Raw genomic sequence first — 23040 nt, forward strand, 5'->3', positions numbered from 1 at the left:
CGTGGAAACTTTAATTATCATATTAATAGGGATACTAGTCTCTGTGGCTACCTATTTAGTCCTTTCGCGTAATATAATCCGTGTTATTTTAGGGACTGCAGTGCTATCTCATGCAGTACATTTGCTTATATTGACTATGGGATATTTGAAGGAAGGAAACGTACCTTTACTGGTTGATTCGGAAGGTCCCTATACGGATGCATTGCCACAAGCATTAATATTGACTGCAATCGTTATTAGCTTTGCAGTTACTGCATTTATATTAGTGCTTGCTTACAGATCTTATAAAGAAAATAAGACAGACGATCTTCATGCATTGCGAGGAACAAATGATGAATAATATTATTGTTTTACCTTTAATTATTCCTATCCTAGTAGGAGTTGTCCTTGTATTTCTTAGGTCCTATTTGCGCATACAGCGAATATTGAGCTTCTTAACGATGATAGGTATAGCTGGCTTAAGTGTCTATACGTTATTGCAGATACAAGCCGAGGGGATTATTAGGTTGGATTTCGGAGGTTGGAAGCCTCCATTTGGCATTCTTTTTGTTGCAGATTCCTTTGCAATGCTTTTAGTGTTGACAGCTAGTATCGTAACAGCAGTTTGTCTTCTTTATGCATTTTACTCTATTGGAACAGCTCACGAAAAAATGTATTTTTACCCGATGGTATTATTTTTAGTCGCTGGGGTAAATGGTTCCTTTTTGACAGGTGATATGTTCAACTTGTTTGTTTGTTTTGAGGTAATGCTACTAGCATCCTATGTTTTACTAACTTTAGGTGGAACAAAACGACAGCTGAGGGAATCTATTACGTATGTTGTAATCAATATTGTGGCATCCTGGTTTTTCTTGGTAGGACTTGCTTATTTATATGGTTCACTTGGTACGTTAAATATGGCGCATCTGTCAGAGCGAGTTGCTGAAGTGGGGCAAGATCCGCTACTAACTGTTGTTAGTATCCTGTTTCTGCTTGTGTTTGCTATCAAGGCAGGCTTACTACTATTCTTTTGGCTGCCTGGTTCGTATAGCGTAGCTCCTACTGCTGTTGCCGCATTATTTGGTGCGCTGTTAACAAAGGTTGGGATTTATGCTCTTTTCCGTACATTTACTCTGATTTTCTACCATAATCCTGCGATAACTCATAATCTAATAGGAATCATGGCTGGAATTACGCTCATATTGGGCTGTATGGGTGCTATTGCATACAAGGATATTCGGTTAATTGTTTGCTACAATGTTGTAATTACAATTGGTTTTATGCTTGTGGGATTATCTGTTGGCTCTGATATAGCAATTGAAGGGTCCATTTATTATATAATCCATGACATGCTTGCTAAGGCTATGCTCTTTTTATTGGCAGGGACAATTATCACCTTAACTGGAAAGACGAAAATTGATGAGATGAGTGGGTTAATTAAAAACTATCCGCTGCTTGGCTGGATGTTCTTTATTGTCACTTGCTCATTAGCCGGTATTCCGCCATTGAGTGGCTTTATAGGGAAATTGCTTGTTGGTATGGGAGCGCTTGATTCTGGCTCCTATGTGCTAATGGCATTGGCGTTTCTATCCAGTATAGTTGTTCTCTATTCCTTATTAAAAATTTTCCTACAAGCTATTTTTGGAGAAACTATTATTAGCTTAGAAGATGAAACTCCTTTACGTGTAGGTCTGAGCATTCCGATTTTCCTTCTGGGAATGGGGACAATTGCTCTTGGATTAGGAACTGAAGTTATAGCTGATTTTGTGAAAGATGCAGCACTTACTCTATCTAATCCCTCTATCTATATAGAAGCAATTCTAGGTGATAATAAATAATGGGAGAGGTGAGGACAATGCCAGCACAATTTTTGCTGAATCTATTTATAGCATTTTTATGGACCTTGTTAAATGATGAAGACGAATTAAGAATTTCTACCTTTTTCGCTGGATTTCTAGTCGGAATAGGCATTGTCTTTATGATGCACCGGTTTTTTGGCACCCAGTTTTATCTACGAAGATTATTTTCTATCATAAAGCTTATTTTTATATTTATCAGAGAGCTTGCAACTTCTAGTATTCTCATTAGTAAACAAATATTAAGCCCCAAGCTAGGGATTAAGCCTGGAATTTTTACATATAGAACAGAGCTAAGAGGAGACTGGGAGATAACGACCCTTGCTTTATTACTAACGTTAACTCCGGGATCAGTAGTAATGGAAGTTAATCCGGAAGGGGATACTTTTTTCATACATGCCATGGATATTGAGGTCTCCAAGGCTGAAATATTAAGGTCGTTATCAAAGTTCGAAAAAGCAATTATGGAGGTGACTAGGTAATGGTTCAAATAATCTTATTGATCTCCCTTGCGTTATTCACCATCTCCATTGCTATTGCTCTCCTTCGGATGATTAAAGGACCGACAGCTCCTGATAGAGCGGTAGCATTGGATATGGTCGGAGTTAATTTAATTTCCATTATAGCCGTCGTTTCTATTGTGTTAAAAACAAAAGCGTTTCTAGAGGCTATTCTAATCTTGGGAATACTTGCCTTTATTAGTACCATTGCAGTTGCGAGGTATATAGAAAGGGGAGTTATCATTGAACGTAAGTCAGATACTTGAATTGATAGCTGCGTTAATTGTACTGTTAGGTGGGATTATGAGCGTAATAAGCGCCATAGGTATTATAAGGCTTCCCGATGTTTATACACGCTCTCATGCAGGAGCTAAGAGCGCTACGGTTGCAGTATTACTCTCTCTGATAGGCGCCTTCATTTATTTTTGGGTACATGAGGCTTATATTAGTATTCGACTAATATTGGGTATACTTTTTGTATTTCTAACAGCGCCTGTGGCAGGTCATTTACTGACAAGAGCTGCATACAGGTCAAATGTTCCGCTTGCCGATAACTCCTCCAATGATTCTTTGCGAGAGCTTCTTCAAAAAGATAATGAGAAAAATGATAGCTAAGATACCAAAGAGATGGTACTGAGCTATCATTTTTTTTGGAAAGATAAAGGAATTGATAAATAAAATATAATATTCAATAAATTTAACTAATATATTGCATTCTGCATAGATACATAGTATTATCAAACTTATCACTTATAGGATTAACTGAAAATTCGACAAAAGCTAATTCTAAAACAACTAGAGAAAATGAAAAGGTCATCTTTTCTTTATACAGGAGGAAGTTATGAATCAGAAGCTGCCGTTTTCAAATTATTTAGTCATTGGTGTTATGTTGTTTGCTCTATTCTTTGGAGCAGGTAACTTAATATTCCCAGCCAGCTTAGGTCAGAATGCTGGAAGTAATTTATGGATTGCTATGCTAGGTTTCTTACTTACAGGTATTGGTCTACCGTTTCTTGGAACGCTAGCGATGGGTTTTTCAGGAAGCAGAAATTTACAAGATCTTTCTAGTAGAGTGCACCCAGTTTTCGCTATCATTTTCACGTCACTTTTATACTTAACAATTGGTCCTTTCTTTGCACTCCCACGAACTGGAGCTGTTTCTTATGATATTGGGATACTTCCTTATCTTAATGAAGACTATGCACAAATAGGATTACTTATTTTCACTATTTTGTTTTTTGGTATTACTCTTTGGTTTTCTTTATCTCCATCAAAGATTGTAGACAATGTGGGGAAATACTTATCACCTGGTATCTTAATTGGACTTTTAATCCTTTTAGTATTTGTTTTTGTAAAACCGATAGGCGAATTTGCAGAACCACAAGGCAATTATGTGAATAATGCTTTTATGACTGGTTTTACAGAAGGTTATAATACGATGGACGCGCTTGCCTCATTAGTATTTGGGATTATTGTTATTGATGCTATTCGGAAAATGGGAATTACTTCGCTGACGGGTATATTAGGAGCTACAGCTAAATCTGGCGGAATAGCAATTCTATTCTTAGGGGTCATTTACACAGGCATTGGATATCTAGGAGCAACGAGCGTAGATTTGTTTGGTTACTTTGATAATGGCGGTCCAGTACTAAGTAACACGTCTGTACACTACTTTGGTACTTTCGGTAGTGTATTATTATCAATCGTCATTATTTTGGCCTGCTTAACGACAAGTATAGGATTAACTACAGCCTGTGCTGAATATTTTAATACATTGATGCCAAGAATTAGCTATAAAAAGTTTGTTATTATCTTTAGTGTGTTTACATGCATCATAGCGAATTTTGGGTTATCAGATATTATTACCTATTCCGTTCCAGTATTGATGCTACTGTATCCGTTGGCTATTGTACTGATACTATTGACATTCTTATCACCATTGTTCAATCATAGCCGAATGGTGTACGGAACAGTAATGTTCTTCACCTTTTTAATTGGATTAATAGACGGGATTAAAGCACTTTATAATTCTTTAGAAGTTGCTCTTCCAGGATGGCTTGAATCTATTCTTGCATTTTTATCTAATACTCTACCCTTCTATGAAGTTGGTCTAGGTTGGCTGGTTCCATTTATCATTTTAACGATCGTAACAGGACTTATTGCGAGAATAAAGGAATAGAGTAGAGGGATTGAAATCTCTTAAATTAGGAAAAAATAAAGTCGACAGTGAGAGGTGTTAATCACTGTCGACTTCTATTATTTAGAGTAGTTTAGTAATATCAAAATGCTTCTATTGTATACGTCCAATTAGCTCGCATTACTTCCGCTAATTTTTTCGTATCACCTTTTTTAAACAGATTAATAAGTTCGGTATGCTGTTCAATTGATTGCTCTCGTAACTTAATTTTTTCGTAATAATATAAACGCCGTACATGGGCCTGAAGCATTTCTACCATAGAGGTTATGTATGGATTGTTTGCTCTATCCACAATCTCTTGATGGAATTCCTCATCTATTTTAAGTGCTGTATTAAACTCATTCGATTCAAGAGCCCTCGCAAACTCTTTGTTTTTTTCTTCTAAAAATCGAATAGCTTCTTCATCCATGTTAGGGGTAGCTAGTTCTGCTGCTAAAGCCTGTAGGGCGGCCAGAGGTGGTAATAAATTATAAATATCCTGTGGCTCGACAGGGGTAACCTGAGTTGCACGACCTGGCTGCATGGTAACAAACCCTTGGGATTCTAAAAGCTGTAGGGATTCTCGTATAGGAGTACGACTTACACCTAATGCTTGAGCAAGCTCAATGTCATTTAGTTTTTCATGTGGTTGAAGTGTGCCGTCTATGATCCACTGCTGTATCTGATTGAATGCATGCAGCTTTGCTGTCTTGCGAATAGGCTTTGTATGATCAACTGGTATAGGCAAAAAGAATCCCTCCTCAATATTCTTAATAATATAATTATAGTATACACTAAATTATACAATATATCGCTAAAAATATTGAATATTTTTCCTTATTCGACTAAAGCTCGTAGAGTAATGCTTTTAACATCAATCACCGATTCTTCTGCCATCAAATCCTGTAGAATTACTTCCTTAAAATAAGCTACACTATTTGTTAATGGGATGTGTAGTAATTTGCTTAATGCTAATTCATACATTTTAACGAATTCTGGGTCTGTGTTCCCACGTTGCAATTCTGCGAATGCTTCATAGATTTGGTCAAGCTTATCCGCAAGCTCTAATAAACGCCCCTCAATTGTCTCGTCCTTCCCCTCTTTCATACGATCAAAGAAAACTGCCTGAAATTCTGGTGGAATTTCCGATAATATAAATTTCTCCATCATTTTTTCTTCTACATGCGCAAGCATTTGTTTAAGCTCTGGAGAGGCATGCTTTACAGGAGTTTTAATATCACCGATAAAAATTTCTGCAAAGTCATGGTTAATTGTTTTTTCGAACAAGGATTTCCAATTGATAGTTGCTCCATGCTGTTCTTCTATTGTTGCGAAAAACATAGCATATTGTGCAACCTTCCAAGAGTGAGCCGCCACATTATGCTCTTCATATTTAAAACGTCCAGGTGCTCGAATTATTCTTTCTAAATCATTTAAGCTTCTAAAAAATTGATGAATACCCATGAAAATCACTCCTTTTTCTTATGTTATCTTATTATCCAACATTCATGTATGAAAAACACAGATGAAAATAATATACCCTTCCTTCTTTGTTTTATTTTAAAGAATAATGGGTATTCCTATTAATAATTCAAGGAGGAGTTATGATGACTAAATACGATACCATAAAGAGGACATTGAAGAATCGTTTAGATGAAATAGAGAAAAGTAAAGAGGCTGAAGCTATCTTTGAAACAACTGAACTATCCAATTATGATAATCATCCAGCAGATAATGCGAGTGACTTAACTGACCAGCATACTCGCCTAGCACTTATTAGACATTTCGATAATGAAAAGGAAGAGGTACAGCATGCTCTTGAGGCGATAGAAAATGGTACATATGGTACCTGCAGAGTATGCAATAAAACCATCCCTATTGAACGTCTAGAGGCAAAACCAACTGCTCTTACCTGTGTTGAGCATGCTGAGCAGGAGGTTAACGATGCTAGACCAGTGGAGGAGGAAATTTTAAACTCTTCGACGGATCATCCTATTGACCGAGAAAATGATGAAAGAAGAGATTTTGATAACAGTTTTGAGGATGTAGAAGCTTTTGGTTCCTCAGATACTCCTCAAGACAAAGGATAAAAGAGAAAGATGCCATTTATCGGGACGCGATGAGTGAGCATCTTTTTTATTTCTGCTAAACTACAGGTAAGGAGGGGTGAAAATGACAGCGATTGTTATGTTTGACGGAGAATGTAATTTCTGTGATACAAGTGTACAATTTATCATTGCAAGAGATCCCAAGGCTTACTTCCGGTTCGCAGCACTACAGAGTGAGGCTGGAGTTGAATTAAAAAAGAAGTTCCACATACCTGACCAAATTGATAGCTTTATCTTAATAAAGGATGATCAGGTTTATAAGTATTCAGATGGGGCATTAGAGGTATGCAAGCATTTAAAGGGTTTATGGAAAATACTATATATACTTAAAGTAGTTCCAAGACCTATCAGAAATAGTGTATATAGATATATAGCAAAAAATAGATATAAGTGGTTTGGGAAGAAGGAAGAATGTATGATTCCTAGTCCTGAGGTTAGGGAACGATTTCTTTAATGAAAAAGCAAGGGGCTGTTGAATAACATGGAAAAAGAAATAGTGGACGTAACGATAATTGGCGGAGGTCCTGTTGGACTGTTTGCTTCGTTCTATGCTGGTTTAAGAGGCTTGAGTGTAAAAATAATTGATAGCCTTCCTCAGCTAGGAGGTCAACTGATGGAGTTATATCCTGATAAATATATATACGATATTGCCGGTATACCTAAGATCATGGCGAAGGATTTAGTTGCCAATTTGGTGGAGCAGGCAGCATACAGTAAACCTGCTATCCATTTGGAAGAAACAGCAACGTCCATTGATAAACAAGAGGGTTACATTGCTTTAACAACAGATAAAGGAATACATTATACGAAAACCATTTTATTGACATCGGGTGTTGGATCCTTTCAACCTCGTAAGTTAAACGTTCCTGGAGCACAACAATATGAAAATAAGAATTTACATTACAAGGTTAAAAGTTTGCTAGATTTTAAGGATAAGAATGTCCTCGTTCTTGGAGGTGGAGATTCGGCCTTAGACTGGGCGCTCATGTTAGAAAAAATAGCTTCTAAGGTAACGATATGTCATAGAAAAGAGCAATTCACTGCTCATGAGATGACCATCCACCAGCTTCATCATTCAAATGTCCAAATCAAAACCCCTTATGTTGTAAAGGAGCTCGTGGGTGATGGAGAACATATAACAGAAGTGGTTCTAGTGGGGAAAGACAAACAAGAAGAATGTTTACCTGTAGATGAGGTAATCGTGAATTATGGAAATATTGCTTCACTGGGCTCTCTAAAAGAATGGGGATTAGAGATGGACCGTAACTCTATTATAGTGAATGAAAAAATGGAGACCAATATAGAGGGTGTTTATGCAGCAGGGGATGTTTGTACACATGCTGGGAAGGTTAAATTAATAGCAGTGGGCTTCGGAGAGGTTCCAAATGCAATTAGTCATATAAAAGCATTCATAGATCCTAAGGCAAGAGTTCAACCGAAGCATAGTACTAGTATATTTGATGAAAAGAAATAAAAAGCAGGGCAAACCAAATGAGGAGCATGTGTGATTCTAGAATCATACGTGCTTTCTTATTGTGAACCTCTGGTTCTTCGCATCGTCGGACGCTTTCCGGTGAGCCGTAGCCGAACGCTAACGCGCAGTGAAGAACCACACATTTTTAAAGTAAGAAAGCACTTTCGATTCCATCAAAAATATGAAATCGAAAGTGCTGTTCTATTGTTTTGTCTCAGGCTCCTTTTACTAAAGCTTATCGCTTAATAAAAAACCTTGTCGATATTATATTTTGCTCTCAAAGTATTGATTGCATATGTTTCATAAATTTCTCGGTCCATAGGATCTTCTACAATACATACGCTTATTTTGGCTACTTCGTCTCTGTGCTTAAGCATTGGAGAAACATTGTCTTCAAAATGTTTTTTAATACGCTGTCTGATTTTACGGGCTTTTCCTACAAATAACAGTTCATCATTTTTATTGTAAAACATAAAGATTCCGCCCTTATCGCGAGGGATCTGGTGGAAATCAATAAAACCGTAGATGGATGGTATTACAACTTCGCCTTCTTTAGGCTCTTGTTTTCGTTGAGTAATCGTCACATCGGGCTTTGGCAGTTCAATTTTAATCATGTTATTCACGTCCTTTATCTTGTACTCTTTAGTCTAACACATCTACTGTCTAATATCTATTAAGTAAGAGCAGGAGAAACAAACTTATAGCAAGAATAGGAAGGGAAGAGAGAATAAAAGGAGGAGAAGGTATGTACAGAAGAATAGAGGATTTTTTAGTGGATTGGCAAAATGAAAGCGAAGGAACTATTCGAGTACTGAGTAATTTAACAGATGAATCACTTATGCAAAAGTCATACGAGCATGGCATGACACTCGGTAATTTAGCTTGGCACCTAGTCAAGACAATTGGTGAAATGATTGGAAAGGCAGATCTTGCTTTTTCTCCCACTCCTCATGATCAGCCAGAGCCTAAAAGTAAAAAGGAAATATTAGAGGCTTATGAATTTTCAAGTAAAGCCCTTGTAAATGCTGTGAAAGAGCAGTGGAATGATGATACACTTAATGAGAAGAAAGATATGTATGGAGAAAGCTGGAGTGTAGCCACCATATTAAAAGTACTTATCACACATCAAATTCACCACAGAGGACAGATGACAATACTAATGCGTCAAGCTGGACTGAAGGTGCCTGGCCTTTACGGCCCGTCTAGAGAGGAATGGATGGCATTTTCAGAGCTTGGTGAATGAGAATAGGCAAGGAGGATTAAATTGGGCTTTTTACCTGATTGGTTTTTTGGATTGGCCATTGGAATAGTGATATGTTTCGTTATTCTGGCAGAATGGTGGACAAGAAGGGATTAATAGTGTGTTATACTAAAATACTAAAGATAGGAAAGAAAGAGGAATCATATGCTGACATTTGAAGAAAAAGAAGTAATTATACAGGAATTTTCAGAGCTGACTCGTAAAGAAGTTTCCATGAAGCGAGTGAACTACCACTACGAAGACAGCCTATATGAAAAAACAACAGTTGTTTATCACCTACATCCCAATGGTAATGGCTTTGTATATGTTGGAGATCTTCCGCAATATAAGGCGGATGAAAAGGGTTACGTGAATATTCGCGAGGCTTCAGCAGCCGAATTAAAGCAAATTATTAAAGACTCGATAAACTATCTAGCGACTGAAGAAGAAGTAGAAGAAGAAATTGAAGAAGAATGGACAAATAAGGAAAACTCAAAGCTGACTCTTTTGCAAGAAGACACGCTATGGAATATCTATCATGGCTACAATCTGGAGGAAAGCTTTGGTTCCTATGAGGAAGCAAAGACTTATCTGTTGGAAGAGGGCTTTTACCGCTCTAAAAAGAAGTAGGGGGTGGTGTAAATGAAAGGGAAGTCGACCGTTTTTATTTTAATAGCAGTCATACTACTGGCACTTGGGGCTACCTTCTATTTTATCATGAAATTTTTTGATGAAAACCCAACACAGCCGAAACCAACTACTTATACTACAGGTGTGATTGTTGAAATAAAGGATAAGTCTTCTATGCTCGTAATAAGTGATATATCCGTTGAGGAAGCAAAGGCATCCACGGTAGAAGAACTGTTACAACAAGGGAACGAGGCAACCTGGTTTACCTTTTCTTTAGGGCAGGCCAGTGAACTGGAGCTATATGATCAGGTGAAGGTCGGTTACACTACTATCAAGGAGTCATACCCTGCCCAAGGAGCTGCGCAAACTGTAGAGAAAATGGAAGAATAGCTTGAGAGTAGCTTTTTGAATCCCTGGCGAGTAAGTGGACAAATGATTTGTTCTCCTTACTCGCTTTTTAATATCGAAGAATTAAAGCAGGTGACTACAATAATCTTGATATATTTCTCCAATAATCCCCTTCAATTGATGAACTCCTAAATCAGTATTAGTCATAATCACCAAGCCTGCATCTTGATTAGGAAAGGCAACCATCATGCATTGAAATCCAACACCCCAACCAAGAGACGAAATTTCAAAACCATTCTTGGGGTTCTCTAAAAATACACCTAGTCCAACCCATTTATTCGTACCACTAGGGGTAATTATTTCTTTTGCATACTTTGATGAGAGACCTATCGAACTTTGCTCTTTTAGGGAGTTAAATAATTCAATCATCAGGATGGCTAAATCAGAAGGAGTCGTCCACAAGCCAGCTGCTGCACATGGATAAATAGGATATTTTCCAGTCACTACTTTGCTGTTTTTGTGATAACCGCTTGCAATATTTTTATCTATCTGTTCAATCTTAAACTTACTATTGGTCATTTGTAATGGTTTAAAAATTTGTTCCTCAACAACCTCTATAAATGTTTTTTCCATGACATCCTCTATTAGCTGCTGTATTACACAATAGCCTGCATCTGAATACTCGAACCTGCTTTCGGGCTCATATTGTACGGTGACGGGAGTGTTGCAGTAAGGACTCTTACCCTCTAGAAGTTCTCTCATAGTAGGAGCAGAATCTATTGAGCCGAGCTCTGAAAAGCTGCCTTGAGGATCTATCATTCCAGATTGGTGGTTAAGTAAATTTCTTAATGTCACTTCTCTTGTATATTTATTGCTCGGTATTTTCCAAGAGACCAGCCTGTTGTTCACATTGTCATCTAGGTGGAAGTACTGCTGTTCTGCTAATTTAAGTACTAACAGTCCGGTAAGAAATTTACTGATGGAACATGCATGGAAGAGTGTTTGAGTGTTTACTATATCTTTTGTTTCTGCATTCAAATAACCAAAAGTGCCTTTGCTCTCATTTAAACCATCTTCAATTACGACCATACTTAAGCCAACAACATGTAACTCCTTCATACGTTCTTGGATATTAATATTCCTTGTTTTTATAGCCACCAACCTCCGCCATTATTAATCCAATTTTAACGCAATAAAGAATAAGAAACTAAGATTGTCACCTCGTGACAACGTTTACTTGTAATAAACTCCATGCCATTTTGAAGAAATTCCATTCCTATTCCTTTACCAGTTAAGTCTGGTCTTAATCCTAAGGAGATATCAACAGTAAGGTTATTTACTTTATTTGCACTAAAAAAACCGATTAATTCATGATTTTCCATAACGGAATACATAGAGGGCCCTCGTGTCTTCGGGTTAATAAACTCCTCTAAATCATCTTGATCGGCTTCCATATCATAAAAAGAATATTCTCCATCATAGTGCCAGTGAAATGCTATTTCCTCTGCTTGTTCTTGCGTCATCCTATTAAACTTATAAGTCATCATAATCCCCTTATTATATTTTTATTATTACTTTATTATCAGCATGCTACTAATAAGAGAGGCAAGAATTTACTTTTAAAGCTACCAATTTAATTGTTCATAAATTTGTTACACTTTTCTAAAAAATAACATTATTCTGGGGGCCTGTAAAGATATAATAAATGTAAGGAATGGAACGGAAAGGGTGATGAAGATGATTTTACGTAAAACGCGCTTCGCCAAAATAGCTTTATTTTTGCTGCTTCTGGTATTAGTAAGTAACTTTCTTTTATATCGTCCAGAAATATCGAGCATATTCTCCATTCAATTAACGAGCGGCGTAGCACTTGGTTCTTTAATTGACTTAGCAATAATTGCTCCTCTTCTTTTCTTCGGTGCTTTTAAAATTTCCATCAAGCAAACCATTGGATTTATGGTAGCTGGGTTAATCCTTGCAAGGCTTATAGTACCTTATGAACTGTTTGTCCCTTATATAGGCGTGCTATATGCAGGGATTGCAATAGAGATACTATTAATTACAGCAGAAATAGGAATTCTATTTTTAATTCTATGGAAAATCCCTAAAATTAAAGCTGAAATAATGGCGATGAAATCTGGAATACTGTTTGGACTTATCCCAGCTGTGGAAAAGCTCATAACCAAAAATATACTCGTAAATATTATTATGACTGAGATAATAATGTTCTATTATGCTCTTTTTACTTGGAAGAAGAAAGCTCCAAGGGAAGCTGATAGTGTTAGTATGCATAAGAACACTAGTACAATAGCATTTAATATTATGTTGATTCATGCAATTATTATTGAAACTATAGGCCTTCATTGGTGGCTTCATGAAAAGTCTCTTATTCTATCTATCGTGCTATTGATTTTAAATATTTACTCTGTTTTCTTCTTCTTGGCGGAAATCCAAATTACTAGACTTCATCCCATTGAAAAAAGAGATGGGACATTATATATAACACAAGGTTTTACAGCAAGAGCAGCAGTTCCCATTTCGTTAATAAAGGAAGTAGAATGGGGAGGCTCGCTTCCTCAAAAAGATACAATCAAATTTATATACAAGGATTTTGAGGAGTTAGAGCCTCAGGCAATTATTTATCTTAATGAGCCTATTGAAGTTACTCAGTTTATGGGAAGAAAGAAAAATATCACTGAGTTTGCAATAAGAGTAGACGACCCAGCAAAGCTAAAAGAACTGATTAATTGACCAACTTCTCACTTATCGTTATAATTATCTCAAATTCGAGATAATGTAGAAATGAGGTTTTCTCTTGAAGCATGTATATTACAAAGGGGATAACCCTGCCAATAACACCCTTCTATTATTACATGGCACAGGGGGGACCGAGCACGATTTAGTGGGGTTAGGTAGAGAAATAGATTCTAAGGCAAATATTTTAAGTGTTAGAGGAAATGTATTAGAGAATGGGATGCCCCGCTTTTTTAAGCGTCTTGCAGAGGGGATTTTTGATTTTGAGGATTTGGCATATAGAACAGAGGAATTAAAAAAGTTTTTGGATGATTCAGCCAAACAGTATGGATTTAACCGGAATAATGTGATTGCAATTGGCTATTCAAACGGCGCTAATATAGCTGCCAATTTACTGTTCGAGTATGAGCACGCTTTAGCCGGTGCCATTTTACACCACCCAATGGTACCTAGGAGGGGCGTAGAGCTGCCGAATATGAATGGTCTACCGATATTTATAGCAGCAGGAAAAAATGATTTTATGTGTCCGGTAGAAGAATCCGAAGAATTAAAAGGTTTGTTTGAGAGTAAAGGGGCGCAAGTAGAATTGTTCTGGCACTCTTATGGACATCAGCTAACACAGGAAGAAGTAGAAGCTGCGAAAAAATGGTACCAATCAAATTTCTAATCTAAATAAATATGAAAACGCCCATTTTGTTGACTACTCTTACAAAATGGGCGTTTTGAAATTAATTAATGAAGACTCTTTGCTTTATAGGGACCTTTTCTAAAAGGGAGCCACCAATTCCATTTTCCGAAAAGCTTCATAAGACTTGGGACAAGAAGCAGTCGAATGATAGTAGCGTCAATAGCTATTGCTATGGCGATTCCAACACCTATTTGTTTAACAGGCATTACGTCTGTGAAGGCAAAGGCTCCAGTTATAACAATCATGATTAATGCCGCAGATGTAATAATCTTACTAGTAGAGGTTAACCCATCAATAGTTGCTAGAGTATTATCATAATGTTTTACATACTCTTCTTGGATACGAGAAATTAAAAATACCTCGTAATCCATGCTTAGCCCGAAGACCAAGCTGAAGACGATCACTGGGATAATTAAGGCAATGGTTGTTTCTTCTAAACCAAAATGTCCATATTGAAATATATAGACAAGTATCCCAAAGGTAGAGGCTAAGCCAATGACATTCATAAGAATTGCCTTCAACGGAATGAGAATGGATTTAAAAGCAATCATTAAGATGAGTAAGGTCGAACCGATAATTATTCCTAAAAGTAGTCCTACCTTGCTAAAAATCTCATCAAAAATTTCTTGATTAAACTTAGGGTGGCCGCCTAGCTTATAGTCGACGCCGAGATCTTTATCAGCCCATTCTCTTGCCCAATCTTGTGCTTTCTGTGAGGTACCATCTAAACCAAGTGTAATCGGGATGAAGAGCTTGTCATTTTGTATAAAGCTTTCTACTAATGGATCTAATTGATTTTGAACCTCTAGAATTTCCATGCTTTGCTGCCACTGTTCTACCGTTGGAATTTCACTAGCTGTAAATATTGTATCCACTTGCTTTACATCTGGGTCTGCAAGAAGAGCATCCTGTAACTTTTTGATTGCTTGTAGCCCATCTTCTTGCTCCCAGCCATTTGGACGCTCAGCAACCATATACATCGTAGATTCCTCTCCAAAGTTAAATTCCTCTTCCATCAGCTCATAAGCTTCACGGGAATCATAGGAAGGAGGAAGTGAATCCACTTGTGGAATCGTAAGCTCTATATTTATAACAGGAATAATTCCGATTCCAAGTATCACTAATGCTACAAGGACAATCGTGATAGGCCGCTTCATTACGAAAGAGGCAAAGCGATGCCATTTAGTAGAGCCACCTGGCTTTACTTTCAGGATCGTCCATTTGTTGATTCGTTCCTTCAATATCATTAGTAAGGAAGGAAGGAGTGTAATAGATGCTAATACGGCTAAGAAGACAACTAGCATTCCTCCAAGCGCGATATTCTGGAAGATTTGAACGTCCAATACGAACATTGCGCCTAACCCGATAAATACGCATAACGCGGAGAAGATGATAGAGCGACCGGCAGTTTGGATGGCCGTTTTGATAGCATCCTCTATAGGTTGTTTGGTTAACTCTTCTTTATATCGATTAATCAGCAGGAGCGCAAAATCTATACTAAGAGCTAAGCCAAGCATTGGGACAACGTTTAAGATAAAGATTGATAAGTTTACGGACTCTCCGATTATTGTCATGAGTCCAAACGTAGATACAACCGTTACAATACCTACTGCGATAGGGACGAATGCGGACATGACACTTCCGAAAGCGAGTAATAAAACAATCAAGGCGATAGGTAAACCAATAGCCTCTGCGCTTGCAAGGTCTCTTTGGCTAGCTGCATTAATATCCTTGCTTATAGCCGCGCCTCCCGTGAGGGTTACTCCTTTTTCATCCCCTATTGCTTTTCGAATAGGATCTACTACTACCGTTCTATCAGGTATGTCTGTGCTAAAATGTAGCATCGCATATGCAACGTCTTCCTTATAAAGTGTGCGATCCTCCAAAGGGGATTGTATGGACTCTGCAAGGTCTAATTTTTCGATTTTTTTTAATGTATCTTTTATTTCGTTATCTGTTTTCTCTTCAAAAACGACAAATAAAGTTTCAGCGGGCATATCGAAGGTTTTTGATAGTTCATCCATGACCTCCTGATGGTCGCCGTTTGTAAAAAAACCATCACCCTCTAAAACTTCAGGGATTCTAATAGCAAAGAAGGCTAATACCGCAAAAACAACCAACCAAGCTATTAGAGTGAGCTTATAATATTTCGTTACAAAATTGGCAATTAACTTCATGGTGCCCCTCCTTAAGATGAAAAACCTATTTATTATTGTAATAGAAAACGAGTAGAATCAACAACCGGGAGGACCAGTTTCGAAAAAAGAAAAGGAAAACGTAAATCGAAGCCGTAACCATAGAAATGGTTTCTGCCTTATTGAAATATTTCCATGTGGGACTTTAAATTGAATATGCATGATGATTAAGTTTTAAGGGAGCAAGGGTTGAAGAGAAGGAGATTGATATGACGAGGATGTTGGGAATGGAAAAAAGGGAAGTCGAAATCATTGGCATTCTTCATTCATTCTTTTTATATGATACTTAATATGGGCAACACTGACTGTTGTAGAAGGGAGGGAATAAGTAAAAAAGAGGGTAGGACATAACCCTTTCTTTTTAATGGGTTCTATCCCTTCTTGAAATTATGGATTAAATTCATTTGTAGTAAGAAACTCTATCGGTTTGTAGCAGCGTCGGCGACTCCTATGGGAGCAAGGTGGTAGGTAAGCCGGCACAGCCACACGCAAAGCGTTGGGTGCTGGCTTACCACGCCCCCATGGAAAGCGTCCGACGATGCGGAGAACCATAGGTTCAAAAAATAGGAAAGAAAGGGTTAGACAAACATCATTCTTATCTTGATAGATTCTATTCTTTTATTAATTAAAATTTGCTAATAGTAGAAACCACTATTGGTCAGAAGCAGCGGAGAATTGAACCCCAAAATTTAAGAAAGCACTTATGACTCTAATAATATTATAGAATCATAAGTGCTCCTCATTCGATTTGTTCCGTCCCAATTTATTAAATTAAGAAATCTAATTAAAAGAATAAGTTTAATAGTTGGAATATTAACCCTGCTAAAATAGCGGAAATAGGTAATGTAATTACCCAAGTCAAGACAATCTTTTTCGCAACTCCCCACTTTACTCCTTTCACGCGTTGTGCAGCTCCTACTCCCATAATGGCAGAGGAGATAACATGCGTGGTAGAAACGGGAAGGTGGATTGTAGTGGCTCCAAAAATAATCATGGCAGATGATAAGTCAGCTGCAGCCCCATTGATAGGACGTATTTTCATTATTTTTCCGCCAACAGTTTTAATGATCTTATAACCGCCAATAGAAGTACCAAGCCCCATAGCCAAAGCTGCAGAGAAGCGTACCCAGAGCTGGATGTCATCATTTGTTTGCCAGCCAGCTGCGATTAAAGCCATTGTTATAATCCCCATTGCTTTTTGCGCATCATTCGTTCCGTGAGTGAAGGCCTGTAAAGCTGCAGTTCCGATTTGGAAGGTACGGAATCTTCTGTTCGTTCCATACAGACTACCATTTTTAAAGATTACTTTAAATAAAGACATCATTAAAAATCCTACAGCTAATGCGATAAATGGAGAAAGAATTAAAGCTTGTAAAATTTTTATAAAGCCAGTGTAATTTAAAATGGCAAAGCCTGCAGCAGATACTGCTGCTCCAGCAATGGAACCAATTAGGGCATGTGAAGAACTGGATGGTATACCATAATACCAAGTTACTAAGTTCCAAATAATCGCTGATAGAAGAGCGGCAAGAATAATAAGGGTACCCTGCTCTAATGCAAATGGATCTACTATATCCTTTGTTATTGTTTTGGCTACTCCCGTAAACGTTAGAGCTCCAATAAAGTTCATGATAGCAGCCATAAATACAGCTACTCGAGGCTTTAGAGCTCTTGTCGATACTGATGTAGCAATTGCATTGGCGGTATCATGGAACCCATTAATAAAATCGAATGCCAAAGCAAAAAATACGACGGCTAATGTTAATATAATTATAGTATCCATACTTATATCCCCTAAGCGTTACGCATAATAATTGTTTCAAGCGTATTGGCTACGTTTTGACAATAATCAGCTATATCTTCTAATTGTTCGTATATGTCTTTGAATTGGATGATACGAATAGGATCTTTCTCCTTCAAGAATAATTGCTTTATAGAAGAACGTAACACCTCATCACATTTACGCTCGTAGTCCTTAATTAGAATCGAATGGTCTCTCATCTTCAACAATTTTTTTTGGGATAGAAGCTCCATAGCCTTTACGATTTCATCTGTGCTTTTTACGATATAACCTAGAAATGTACGCATCGACTCGTCAATTTCTACTAGAGAGAACATTTCTAAATGAGCTGTAAAGTTATCAATTCCGTCTAAAATATCATCCATACGGACTGCGAGTTCTAAAATATCCTCTCGTTCAATAGGTGTCATGAAGGATTTATTTAGCATAACAATCAACTCGTGAATTAGAGTATCCCCAGCAGTTTCATAATTTTTCATATGTAAGCTGATTTCTTTTAAATCAGAAACCGTATTTATTCGAAAATCATCAGCATAGTGAGCACCTTCGCGCACGTTTTCTGCAATTTTCAAAAGCGACAAGAAAAATGGATCTGGTTTTTTTGAACTAATCATAAAAAGCCTCCTAGACTTCGAAAATTTCTCAATATAATTTACCTCACATAGCATACCAAAAAAAATAGTGAAAAGCCTATTATTTTTACTGGCAACTTATTAAATTTACAAAATTGTAACATTAATCTTTGTTAGTCGGACAAAATACTGTAACAAATGCCAGATGCCATACTATACCCTCAATTTTGAATCTTAAAATATTTTTGAAACTTTTCTTTGTGAATAGCGTAAAATTAATTGAAAGGAAAATAAATGGTAAAGGAGTGAGAAGAATCGAACAAATTTTTTTATATGGTTTATTGGTAATTGGTCTCATAACAGTTTTATATGTGATATTTGCAGATTTTGCTGACGCATTTGAGGGTGTATTTAGCCCGACTACTGTCCTCTCGTTTCTTTTATTTATCTGTGCTTCTGGATTTATTCTGATCAATCTAACCGATTGGTCGGATCAGCTTATTATAGTAGTTTCCTTATTGGTATCCACGGTTTTTACTTTTCTCCTCTATTATTTTGTGCTTATTCCTTTATCATCGGCTGAGGTTTCATTAGCTTACTCAGATGCTGATTTACAAGGTCTAGTTGGTAGAGTAATAGTTCCCATCCCATCAGATGGTTATGGTGAAATTATCATTGAAACAGTGAATGGTATTTTATCCAAGCGTGCAGCTGGCTATGAAAATGAAGAAATCCAGTATGACAAACAGGTTTTAATTATCGAGGTAAAAGAGGGCACATTCTTAGTAAAAGAGTATATGCCTTTATAAAAAAAGGGGGAAAAGAAATGGAATATTTAGTTCCGATAGGTATTGTGGTGTTTGTATTAGCAGTGTTATTGATTGTTTATGTAACGAAGTACAAGACAGTTGGACCAGATGAAGCGTTAATCGTTACAGGAAGCTACTTGGGCTCTAAAAATGTGCATACGGATGATTCTGGCAATCGTATAAAGATTATTCGAGGTGGAGGAACTTTTGTGCTACCTGTTTTCCAACAGTCAGAGCCACTAAGCTTACTTTCTAGTAAATTAGAAGTAACAACTCCTGAAGTGTATACAGAGCAAGGGGTACCGGTTATGGCAGACGGAACTGCAATCATTAAGATTGGTGGTTCTATACCGGAAATTGCCACTGCAGCTGAGCAGTTCTTAGGAAAGTCTAAGGAAGACAGAGAAATTGAGGCAAAAGAAGTATTAGAAGGCCATTTGCGTTCTATTCTTGGATCAATGACGGTTGAAGAGATATATAAAAACAGAGATAAATTTTCTCAAGAGGTACAGCGTGTTGCATCCCAAGACCTTGCAAAAATGGGGCTTATCATCGTGTCCTTTACAATTAAGGATGTTCGAGATAAAAACGGTTATTTAGATTCTCTAGGAAAGCCGCGAATTGCACAAGTAAAAAGAGATGCGGACATAGCAACTGCCGATGCGGAAAAGGAAACACGTATTAAGCGTGCAGAAGCTGATAAAGAAGCACAAAAGGCAGAAATTGAAAGATCAACCGAAATCGCAGAGGCAGAAAAACATAATCAACTAAAAGTAGCTGAATATCGTCGTGAGCAGGACGTAGCAAAAGCCCGTGCTGACCAAGCGTACGAATTAGAAACAGCCAAAGCAAAGCAAGAGGTTACAGAGCAGGAAATGCAAATTCGTATCATTGAAAGACAAAAGCAAATTGAACTAGAAGAAAAGGAAATACTGCGACGCGAGAAGCAATATGATTCTGAGGTAAAGAAAAAAGCGGACGCTGATCGTTATGCGATTGAACAAAGTGCAGCTGCTGCTAAAAATAGAGAAATTGCAGAAGCGGACGCAGAAAAATATCGTATTGAAGCGAAAGCGAAAGCAGATGCTGAAAAAGTGCGTCTTGACGGTATCGCAAAAGCAGATGCTCAACGTGCACAAGGGGAAACAGAGGCAGAGGTAATCCGATTGAAAGGACTTGCTGAAGCGGAAGCAAAACGTAAAATTGCAGAAGCATTTGAGCTATATGGTCAAGCTGCGGTAATGGACATGGTGATTAATATGCTTCCTGAATATGCTAAGCAGATCGCTAGCCCATTATCTAATATTGATAAAATTACAGTTGTCGATACAGGGAGTGGGGAAGGTGGAGGAGCTAACAAAGTAACCTCCTATGCAACGAACCTAATGTCTACCTTACAGGAAACACTTAAGGCTTCCTCGGGCATAGATGTGAAGGATCTACTAGAGAGCTATGCTGGAAAAAATACCATTCGTCCAAGTTTGGAGCAGCTGACGCATGAAGTGAAAAAGTCAAATGAAGAAAAAGAAGAGAAAGAAGTTCAATTAACTTAATGAAACCTCTAAAAGATGGACCAATGCACCTTAGGTTCCATCTTTTTCTTTGTAAAAGATCCCTGTTGGAGGTTTAGAAAGGACAAAACAGCTACTGTCGAATTGAATTTTATTTGAGGGATAACGAGAAATCACGAACAGTTACAGATGGAAGCCGCTTTAATTGTCGAAGAGCATCATGAAAGGTATGATGGAAAGGGATACCCTTATGGACCAGTAGAGGAAGAAATCCCCTTAGAATCGTCTAATGTTCTGCTGTAGATGCCTTATGGCGCCATGATAACTAACAGAGTTTATCGAAGTGGCATGTCCGTTCAAGAGGCTATACAGGAAATAAGAGATGGATTGGGAGCGGAATTCCATCCTGAGGTTCTAGATGAGTTTTTACAAATGCTTCACGAAAAATAATAATTGGTAACAAAGGAGAGAGGAAACATGTCTTATCGTATTGAGCGAGATTCAATGGGAGAAATTAAGGTACCACAAGATCGACTGTGGGGAGCACAAACACAGAGATCAAAGCAGAACTTTAAAATAGGCATAGAGAAAATGCCAATCGGCGTCGTGCACGGACTCGCACTTCTAAAAAAATCTGCAGCAATCGTAAGTCATTCTCTAGGGAACTTATCCGAAGCGAAGCGTAATGCCATCGCACAAGCGGCTGATGAGATATTAGCTGGTAAGCTCGATGACCATTTTCCATTAGTTGTTTGGCAAACAGGAAGCGGTACCCAGACGAATATGAATGTGAATGAAGTTATTGCAAATAGAGGCAATCAGCTATTAGAGGAACAGGGTAGTGAAGAGCGTTTGCACCCAAATGACGATGTAAATAAATCACAAAGCTCTAACGATACTTTCCCTACCGCGCTCCATATTGCAGGAGTACTGGCTGTTCAAAAAGAATTATTGCCTGCAATTGATATATTAAAAGAAACACTAGGAAAGAAATCCGAGCAATTTATGGATATTGTGAAAATTGGTCGAACCCACTTACAGGATGCGACACCACTTTCACTTGGCCAAGAATTTAGTGGCTGGCATAGAATGCTAGAAAAATCCTCTAAAATGATTGCGCAAAGCTTAGAGGATATGAAGGAGCTTGCAGTTGGAGGTACAGCTGTTGGTACCGGGTTGAATGCACCTAAGGGATTTGGAGAGCAAGTGGCAGCAGAAATTTCAAAGGCACTTGGTATTGAATTTACATCTGCAAAAAATAAATTCCATGCGCTTACGAGCTACGATGATGTGGTATACGTTCATGGTGCAATTAAGGGTCTAGCAGCAGACTTAATGAAAATTGCAAATGACGTTCGTTTCTTAGCAAGTGGTCCACGTTCTGGAATCGGGGAATTGATTATCCCAGAGAACGAGCCAGGAAGCTCTATTATGCCCGGGAAAGTAAATCCAACTCAAAGTGAGGCTATGACTATGGTAGTTGCGCAGGTTATGGGAAATGACACTACTATAAGCTTTGCAGCTAGCCAAGGGAATTATCAATTAAATGTATTTAAGCCTGTAATCATTCATAACTTCCTTCAATCTGTACGCCTGTTAAGTGATGCAATTATTAGCTTCAATGATAACTGTGCAGTAGGAATTGAGCCGAATCTTGCTCAAATAGAGCATCATGTGAATAATTCTTTAATGCTTGTAACAGCATTAAATCCATATATCGGCTATGAAAATGCAGCAAAAATAGCGAAGTACGCGCATAAAAATGGCACGACCCTTAAGGAAGCAGCTATTGCTTTAGAGTTATTAACTGCTGAAAAATTTGATGAAATTGTACGCCCAGAAAAAATGATATAAGAGGTAAAAATGAAAAAAATACTATTATTGCTATTCAGTATTTGCCTGGTTTTGGGGGCTTGTGGCCAACAAAAAGAAAAGGTTGAAGAGCAAGGACATGAACATAAACATGAAAACGGAGAAGTGCATGTAGACCATCAGACAAACGGTGACATTCAGGAAATCACTGCTTCAATAGACGCGTTACCAACCTTTCTAGATGCTCAGTCTGATGAGATGAAACTTGTCTATCAAGCTGCAGCCAAGGCGCATGATATATTAAAATGGATGCCTTGCTATTGCGGCTGCGGTGATAGTGTAGGGCATTTAAACAACTTTAATTGTTTTGTCGCTGAGATAAGAGAAAGTGGAGAAGTCGTTTGGGATGATCATGGGACTCGCTGTGCAGCGTGCTTGGAAACTGCTATCACTTCCATAAAGATGGTGCAAGAAGGGAAATCCTTAACTGAAATTAGGCAGGCTATTGATGAAGCGTATAAAGAGGGCTATGCAGAACCAACAAATACACCAATGCCTTCTTAAAAAGAATATTAGATAAAATAAAT

At 37.7% G+C, this 23040-nt stretch carries 27 protein-coding genes; 19 read left to right on the forward strand and 8 right to left on the reverse strand.

Features of this window, described 5'->3' with window-relative positions; translation table 11 throughout:
• Position 1 precedes the first annotated feature (1 nt).
• From AC1ECF_RS10305 to brnQ, 6 genes are all read left to right on the forward strand, one after another.
• A complete protein-coding gene (locus tag AC1ECF_RS10305; RefSeq protein ID WP_480389330.1) occupies positions 2-340 on the forward strand; it encodes a Na(+)/H(+) antiporter subunit C in 339 nt (112 codons plus the stop codon).
• Positions 333-1817, forward strand: coding sequence for a Na+/H+ antiporter subunit D (locus tag AC1ECF_RS10310; protein ID WP_480389331.1), 1485 nt, complete (start codon positions 333-335; stop codon positions 1815-1817). Before AC1ECF_RS10305 ends, AC1ECF_RS10310 begins: the two co-directional genes overlap by 8 nt.
• A gap of 17 nt (positions 1818-1834) precedes the next feature.
• On the forward strand, positions 1835-2317 hold the full coding sequence (locus AC1ECF_RS10315) for a Na+/H+ antiporter subunit E (protein WP_480389332.1): 483 nt from the start codon (positions 1835-1837) through the stop codon (positions 2315-2317).
• Positions 2317-2601, forward strand: coding sequence for a Na(+)/H(+) antiporter subunit F1 (locus AC1ECF_RS10320; protein WP_480389333.1), 285 nt, complete (start codon positions 2317-2319; stop codon positions 2599-2601). Before AC1ECF_RS10315 ends, AC1ECF_RS10320 begins: the two co-directional genes overlap by 1 nt.
• Positions 2579-2950, forward strand: a complete 372-nt coding sequence (locus AC1ECF_RS10325; RefSeq protein ID WP_480389334.1) for a Na+/H+ antiporter subunit G — start codon at positions 2579-2581, stop codon at positions 2948-2950. Before AC1ECF_RS10320 ends, AC1ECF_RS10325 begins: the two co-directional genes overlap by 23 nt.
• A gap of 226 nt (positions 2951-3176) precedes the next feature.
• Positions 3177-4514: a branched-chain amino acid transport system II carrier protein gene (gene brnQ / locus AC1ECF_RS10330; protein ID WP_480389335.1), complete on the forward strand. Its 1338-nt coding sequence runs from the start codon at positions 3177-3179 to the stop codon at positions 4512-4514.
• A 100-nt stretch (positions 4515-4614) separates the two neighbouring features.
• Here brnQ and AC1ECF_RS10335 read toward each other — a convergent pair whose 3' ends face one another.
• Both AC1ECF_RS10335 and AC1ECF_RS10340 read right to left on the reverse strand, forming a co-directional pair.
• Entirely contained in the window at positions 4615-5259 is a 645-nt protein-coding gene (locus tag AC1ECF_RS10335; RefSeq protein WP_480389336.1) for a GntR family transcriptional regulator, read from the reverse strand.
• A gap of 89 nt (positions 5260-5348) precedes the next feature.
• Entirely contained in the window at positions 5349-5975 is a 627-nt protein-coding gene (locus tag AC1ECF_RS10340; protein ID WP_480389337.1) for a YfbR-like 5'-deoxynucleotidase, read from the reverse strand.
• Between the two features lie 143 nt (positions 5976-6118).
• On the opposite strand from AC1ECF_RS10340, the gene AC1ECF_RS10345 reads away from it, so the two are divergent.
• The 3 genes from AC1ECF_RS10345 to AC1ECF_RS10355 all read left to right on the forward strand — a co-directional run bounded on the left by AC1ECF_RS10345 (position 6119) and on the right by AC1ECF_RS10355 (position 8093).
• Positions 6119-6601 (forward strand): TraR/DksA C4-type zinc finger protein, encoded by a 483-nt coding sequence (locus AC1ECF_RS10345; protein ID WP_480389338.1) that lies wholly within the window; start codon positions 6119-6121, stop codon positions 6599-6601.
• Positions 6602-6683: 82 nt separating this feature from the next.
• Positions 6684-7073: a thiol-disulfide oxidoreductase DCC family protein gene (locus AC1ECF_RS10350; protein WP_480389339.1), complete on the forward strand. Its 390-nt coding sequence runs from the start codon at positions 6684-6686 to the stop codon at positions 7071-7073.
• A gap of 27 nt (positions 7074-7100) precedes the next feature.
• Complete coding sequence (locus AC1ECF_RS10355) at positions 7101-8093, forward strand: NAD(P)/FAD-dependent oxidoreductase (RefSeq protein ID WP_480389340.1); 993 nt, start codon at positions 7101-7103, stop codon at positions 8091-8093.
• A 242-nt stretch (positions 8094-8335) separates the two neighbouring features.
• Here AC1ECF_RS10355 and AC1ECF_RS10360 read toward each other — a convergent pair whose 3' ends face one another.
• Complete coding sequence (locus AC1ECF_RS10360; RefSeq protein WP_480389341.1) at positions 8336-8707, reverse strand: nucleotide excision repair endonuclease; 372 nt, start codon at positions 8705-8707, stop codon at positions 8336-8338.
• Positions 8708-8838: 131 nt separating this feature from the next.
• Here AC1ECF_RS10360 and AC1ECF_RS10365 point away from each other — a divergent pair, with 131 nt between their 5' ends.
• From AC1ECF_RS10365 to AC1ECF_RS10375, 3 genes are all read left to right on the forward strand, one after another.
• Entirely contained in the window at positions 8839-9336 is a 498-nt protein-coding gene (locus tag AC1ECF_RS10365; RefSeq protein WP_480389342.1) for a DinB family protein, read from the forward strand.
• A 162-nt stretch (positions 9337-9498) separates the two neighbouring features.
• Complete coding sequence (locus AC1ECF_RS10370) at positions 9499-9963, forward strand: hypothetical protein (RefSeq protein ID WP_480389343.1); 465 nt, start codon at positions 9499-9501, stop codon at positions 9961-9963.
• A gap of 12 nt (positions 9964-9975) precedes the next feature.
• Positions 9976-10353: a DUF3221 domain-containing protein gene (locus tag AC1ECF_RS10375; protein ID WP_480389344.1), complete on the forward strand. Its 378-nt coding sequence runs from the start codon at positions 9976-9978 to the stop codon at positions 10351-10353.
• 81 nt (positions 10354-10434) lie between these two features.
• On the opposite strand, the gene AC1ECF_RS10380 is transcribed toward AC1ECF_RS10375, so the two are convergent.
• Together AC1ECF_RS10380 and AC1ECF_RS10385 are read right to left on the reverse strand one after the other, a co-directional pair.
• A complete protein-coding gene (locus tag AC1ECF_RS10380; protein ID WP_480389345.1) occupies positions 10435-11469 on the reverse strand; it encodes a serine hydrolase domain-containing protein in 1035 nt (344 codons plus the stop codon).
• Between the two features lie 26 nt (positions 11470-11495).
• Positions 11496-11855, reverse strand: a complete 360-nt coding sequence (locus AC1ECF_RS10385) for a GNAT family N-acetyltransferase (protein WP_480389346.1) — start codon at positions 11853-11855, stop codon at positions 11496-11498.
• 193 nt (positions 11856-12048) lie between these two features.
• On the opposite strand from AC1ECF_RS10385, the gene AC1ECF_RS10390 reads away from it, so the two are divergent.
• Positions 12049-13062, forward strand: coding sequence for a beta-carotene 15,15'-monooxygenase (locus tag AC1ECF_RS10390; RefSeq protein ID WP_480389347.1), 1014 nt, complete (start codon positions 12049-12051; stop codon positions 13060-13062).
• A 64-nt stretch (positions 13063-13126) separates the two neighbouring features.
• Positions 13127-13732, forward strand: coding sequence for an alpha/beta hydrolase (locus AC1ECF_RS10395; RefSeq protein ID WP_480389348.1), 606 nt, complete (start codon positions 13127-13129; stop codon positions 13730-13732).
• Positions 13733-13797: 65 nt separating this feature from the next.
• On the opposite strand, the gene AC1ECF_RS10400 is transcribed toward AC1ECF_RS10395, so the two are convergent.
• The 3 genes from AC1ECF_RS10400 to AC1ECF_RS10410 all read right to left on the reverse strand — a co-directional run bounded on the left by AC1ECF_RS10400 (position 13798) and on the right by AC1ECF_RS10410 (position 18363).
• Positions 13798-15930 (reverse strand): MMPL family transporter, encoded by a 2133-nt coding sequence (locus AC1ECF_RS10400; RefSeq protein WP_480389349.1) that lies wholly within the window; start codon positions 15928-15930, stop codon positions 13798-13800.
• Between the two features lie 802 nt (positions 15931-16732).
• Complete coding sequence (locus tag AC1ECF_RS10405; protein ID WP_480389350.1) at positions 16733-17731, reverse strand: inorganic phosphate transporter; 999 nt, start codon at positions 17729-17731, stop codon at positions 16733-16735.
• Between the two features lie 11 nt (positions 17732-17742).
• The gene (locus AC1ECF_RS10410) at positions 17743-18363 is read right to left on the reverse strand and encodes a DUF47 domain-containing protein (protein WP_480389351.1); all 621 of its coding nucleotides are present in this window, start codon (positions 18361-18363) and stop codon (positions 17743-17745) included.
• Between the two features lie 263 nt (positions 18364-18626).
• Here AC1ECF_RS10410 and AC1ECF_RS10415 point away from each other — a divergent pair, with 263 nt between their 5' ends.
• From AC1ECF_RS10415 to AC1ECF_RS10435, 5 genes are all read left to right on the forward strand, one after another.
• Positions 18627-19130, forward strand: coding sequence for an NfeD family membrane protein (locus AC1ECF_RS10415; protein ID WP_480389352.1), 504 nt, complete (start codon positions 18627-18629; stop codon positions 19128-19130).
• A gap of 17 nt (positions 19131-19147) precedes the next feature.
• The gene (locus tag AC1ECF_RS10420) at positions 19148-20683 is read left to right on the forward strand and encodes a flotillin family protein (RefSeq protein WP_480389353.1); all 1536 of its coding nucleotides are present in this window, start codon (positions 19148-19150) and stop codon (positions 20681-20683) included.
• A 147-nt stretch (positions 20684-20830) separates the two neighbouring features.
• Positions 20831-20944, forward strand: coding sequence for an HD domain-containing phosphohydrolase (locus tag AC1ECF_RS10425; protein WP_480389354.1), 114 nt, complete (start codon positions 20831-20833; stop codon positions 20942-20944).
• A 174-nt stretch (positions 20945-21118) separates the two neighbouring features.
• Positions 21119-22495: a class II fumarate hydratase gene (gene fumC / locus AC1ECF_RS10430; RefSeq protein ID WP_480389355.1), complete on the forward strand. Its 1377-nt coding sequence runs from the start codon at positions 21119-21121 to the stop codon at positions 22493-22495.
• Between the two features lie 9 nt (positions 22496-22504).
• Complete coding sequence (locus AC1ECF_RS10435) at positions 22505-23017, forward strand: PCYCGC motif-containing (lipo)protein (protein ID WP_480389356.1); 513 nt, start codon at positions 22505-22507, stop codon at positions 23015-23017.
• Positions 23018-23040: the final 23 nt, after the last annotated feature.

Source organism: Psychrobacillus sp. Z3-81 (assembly GCF_056620325.1).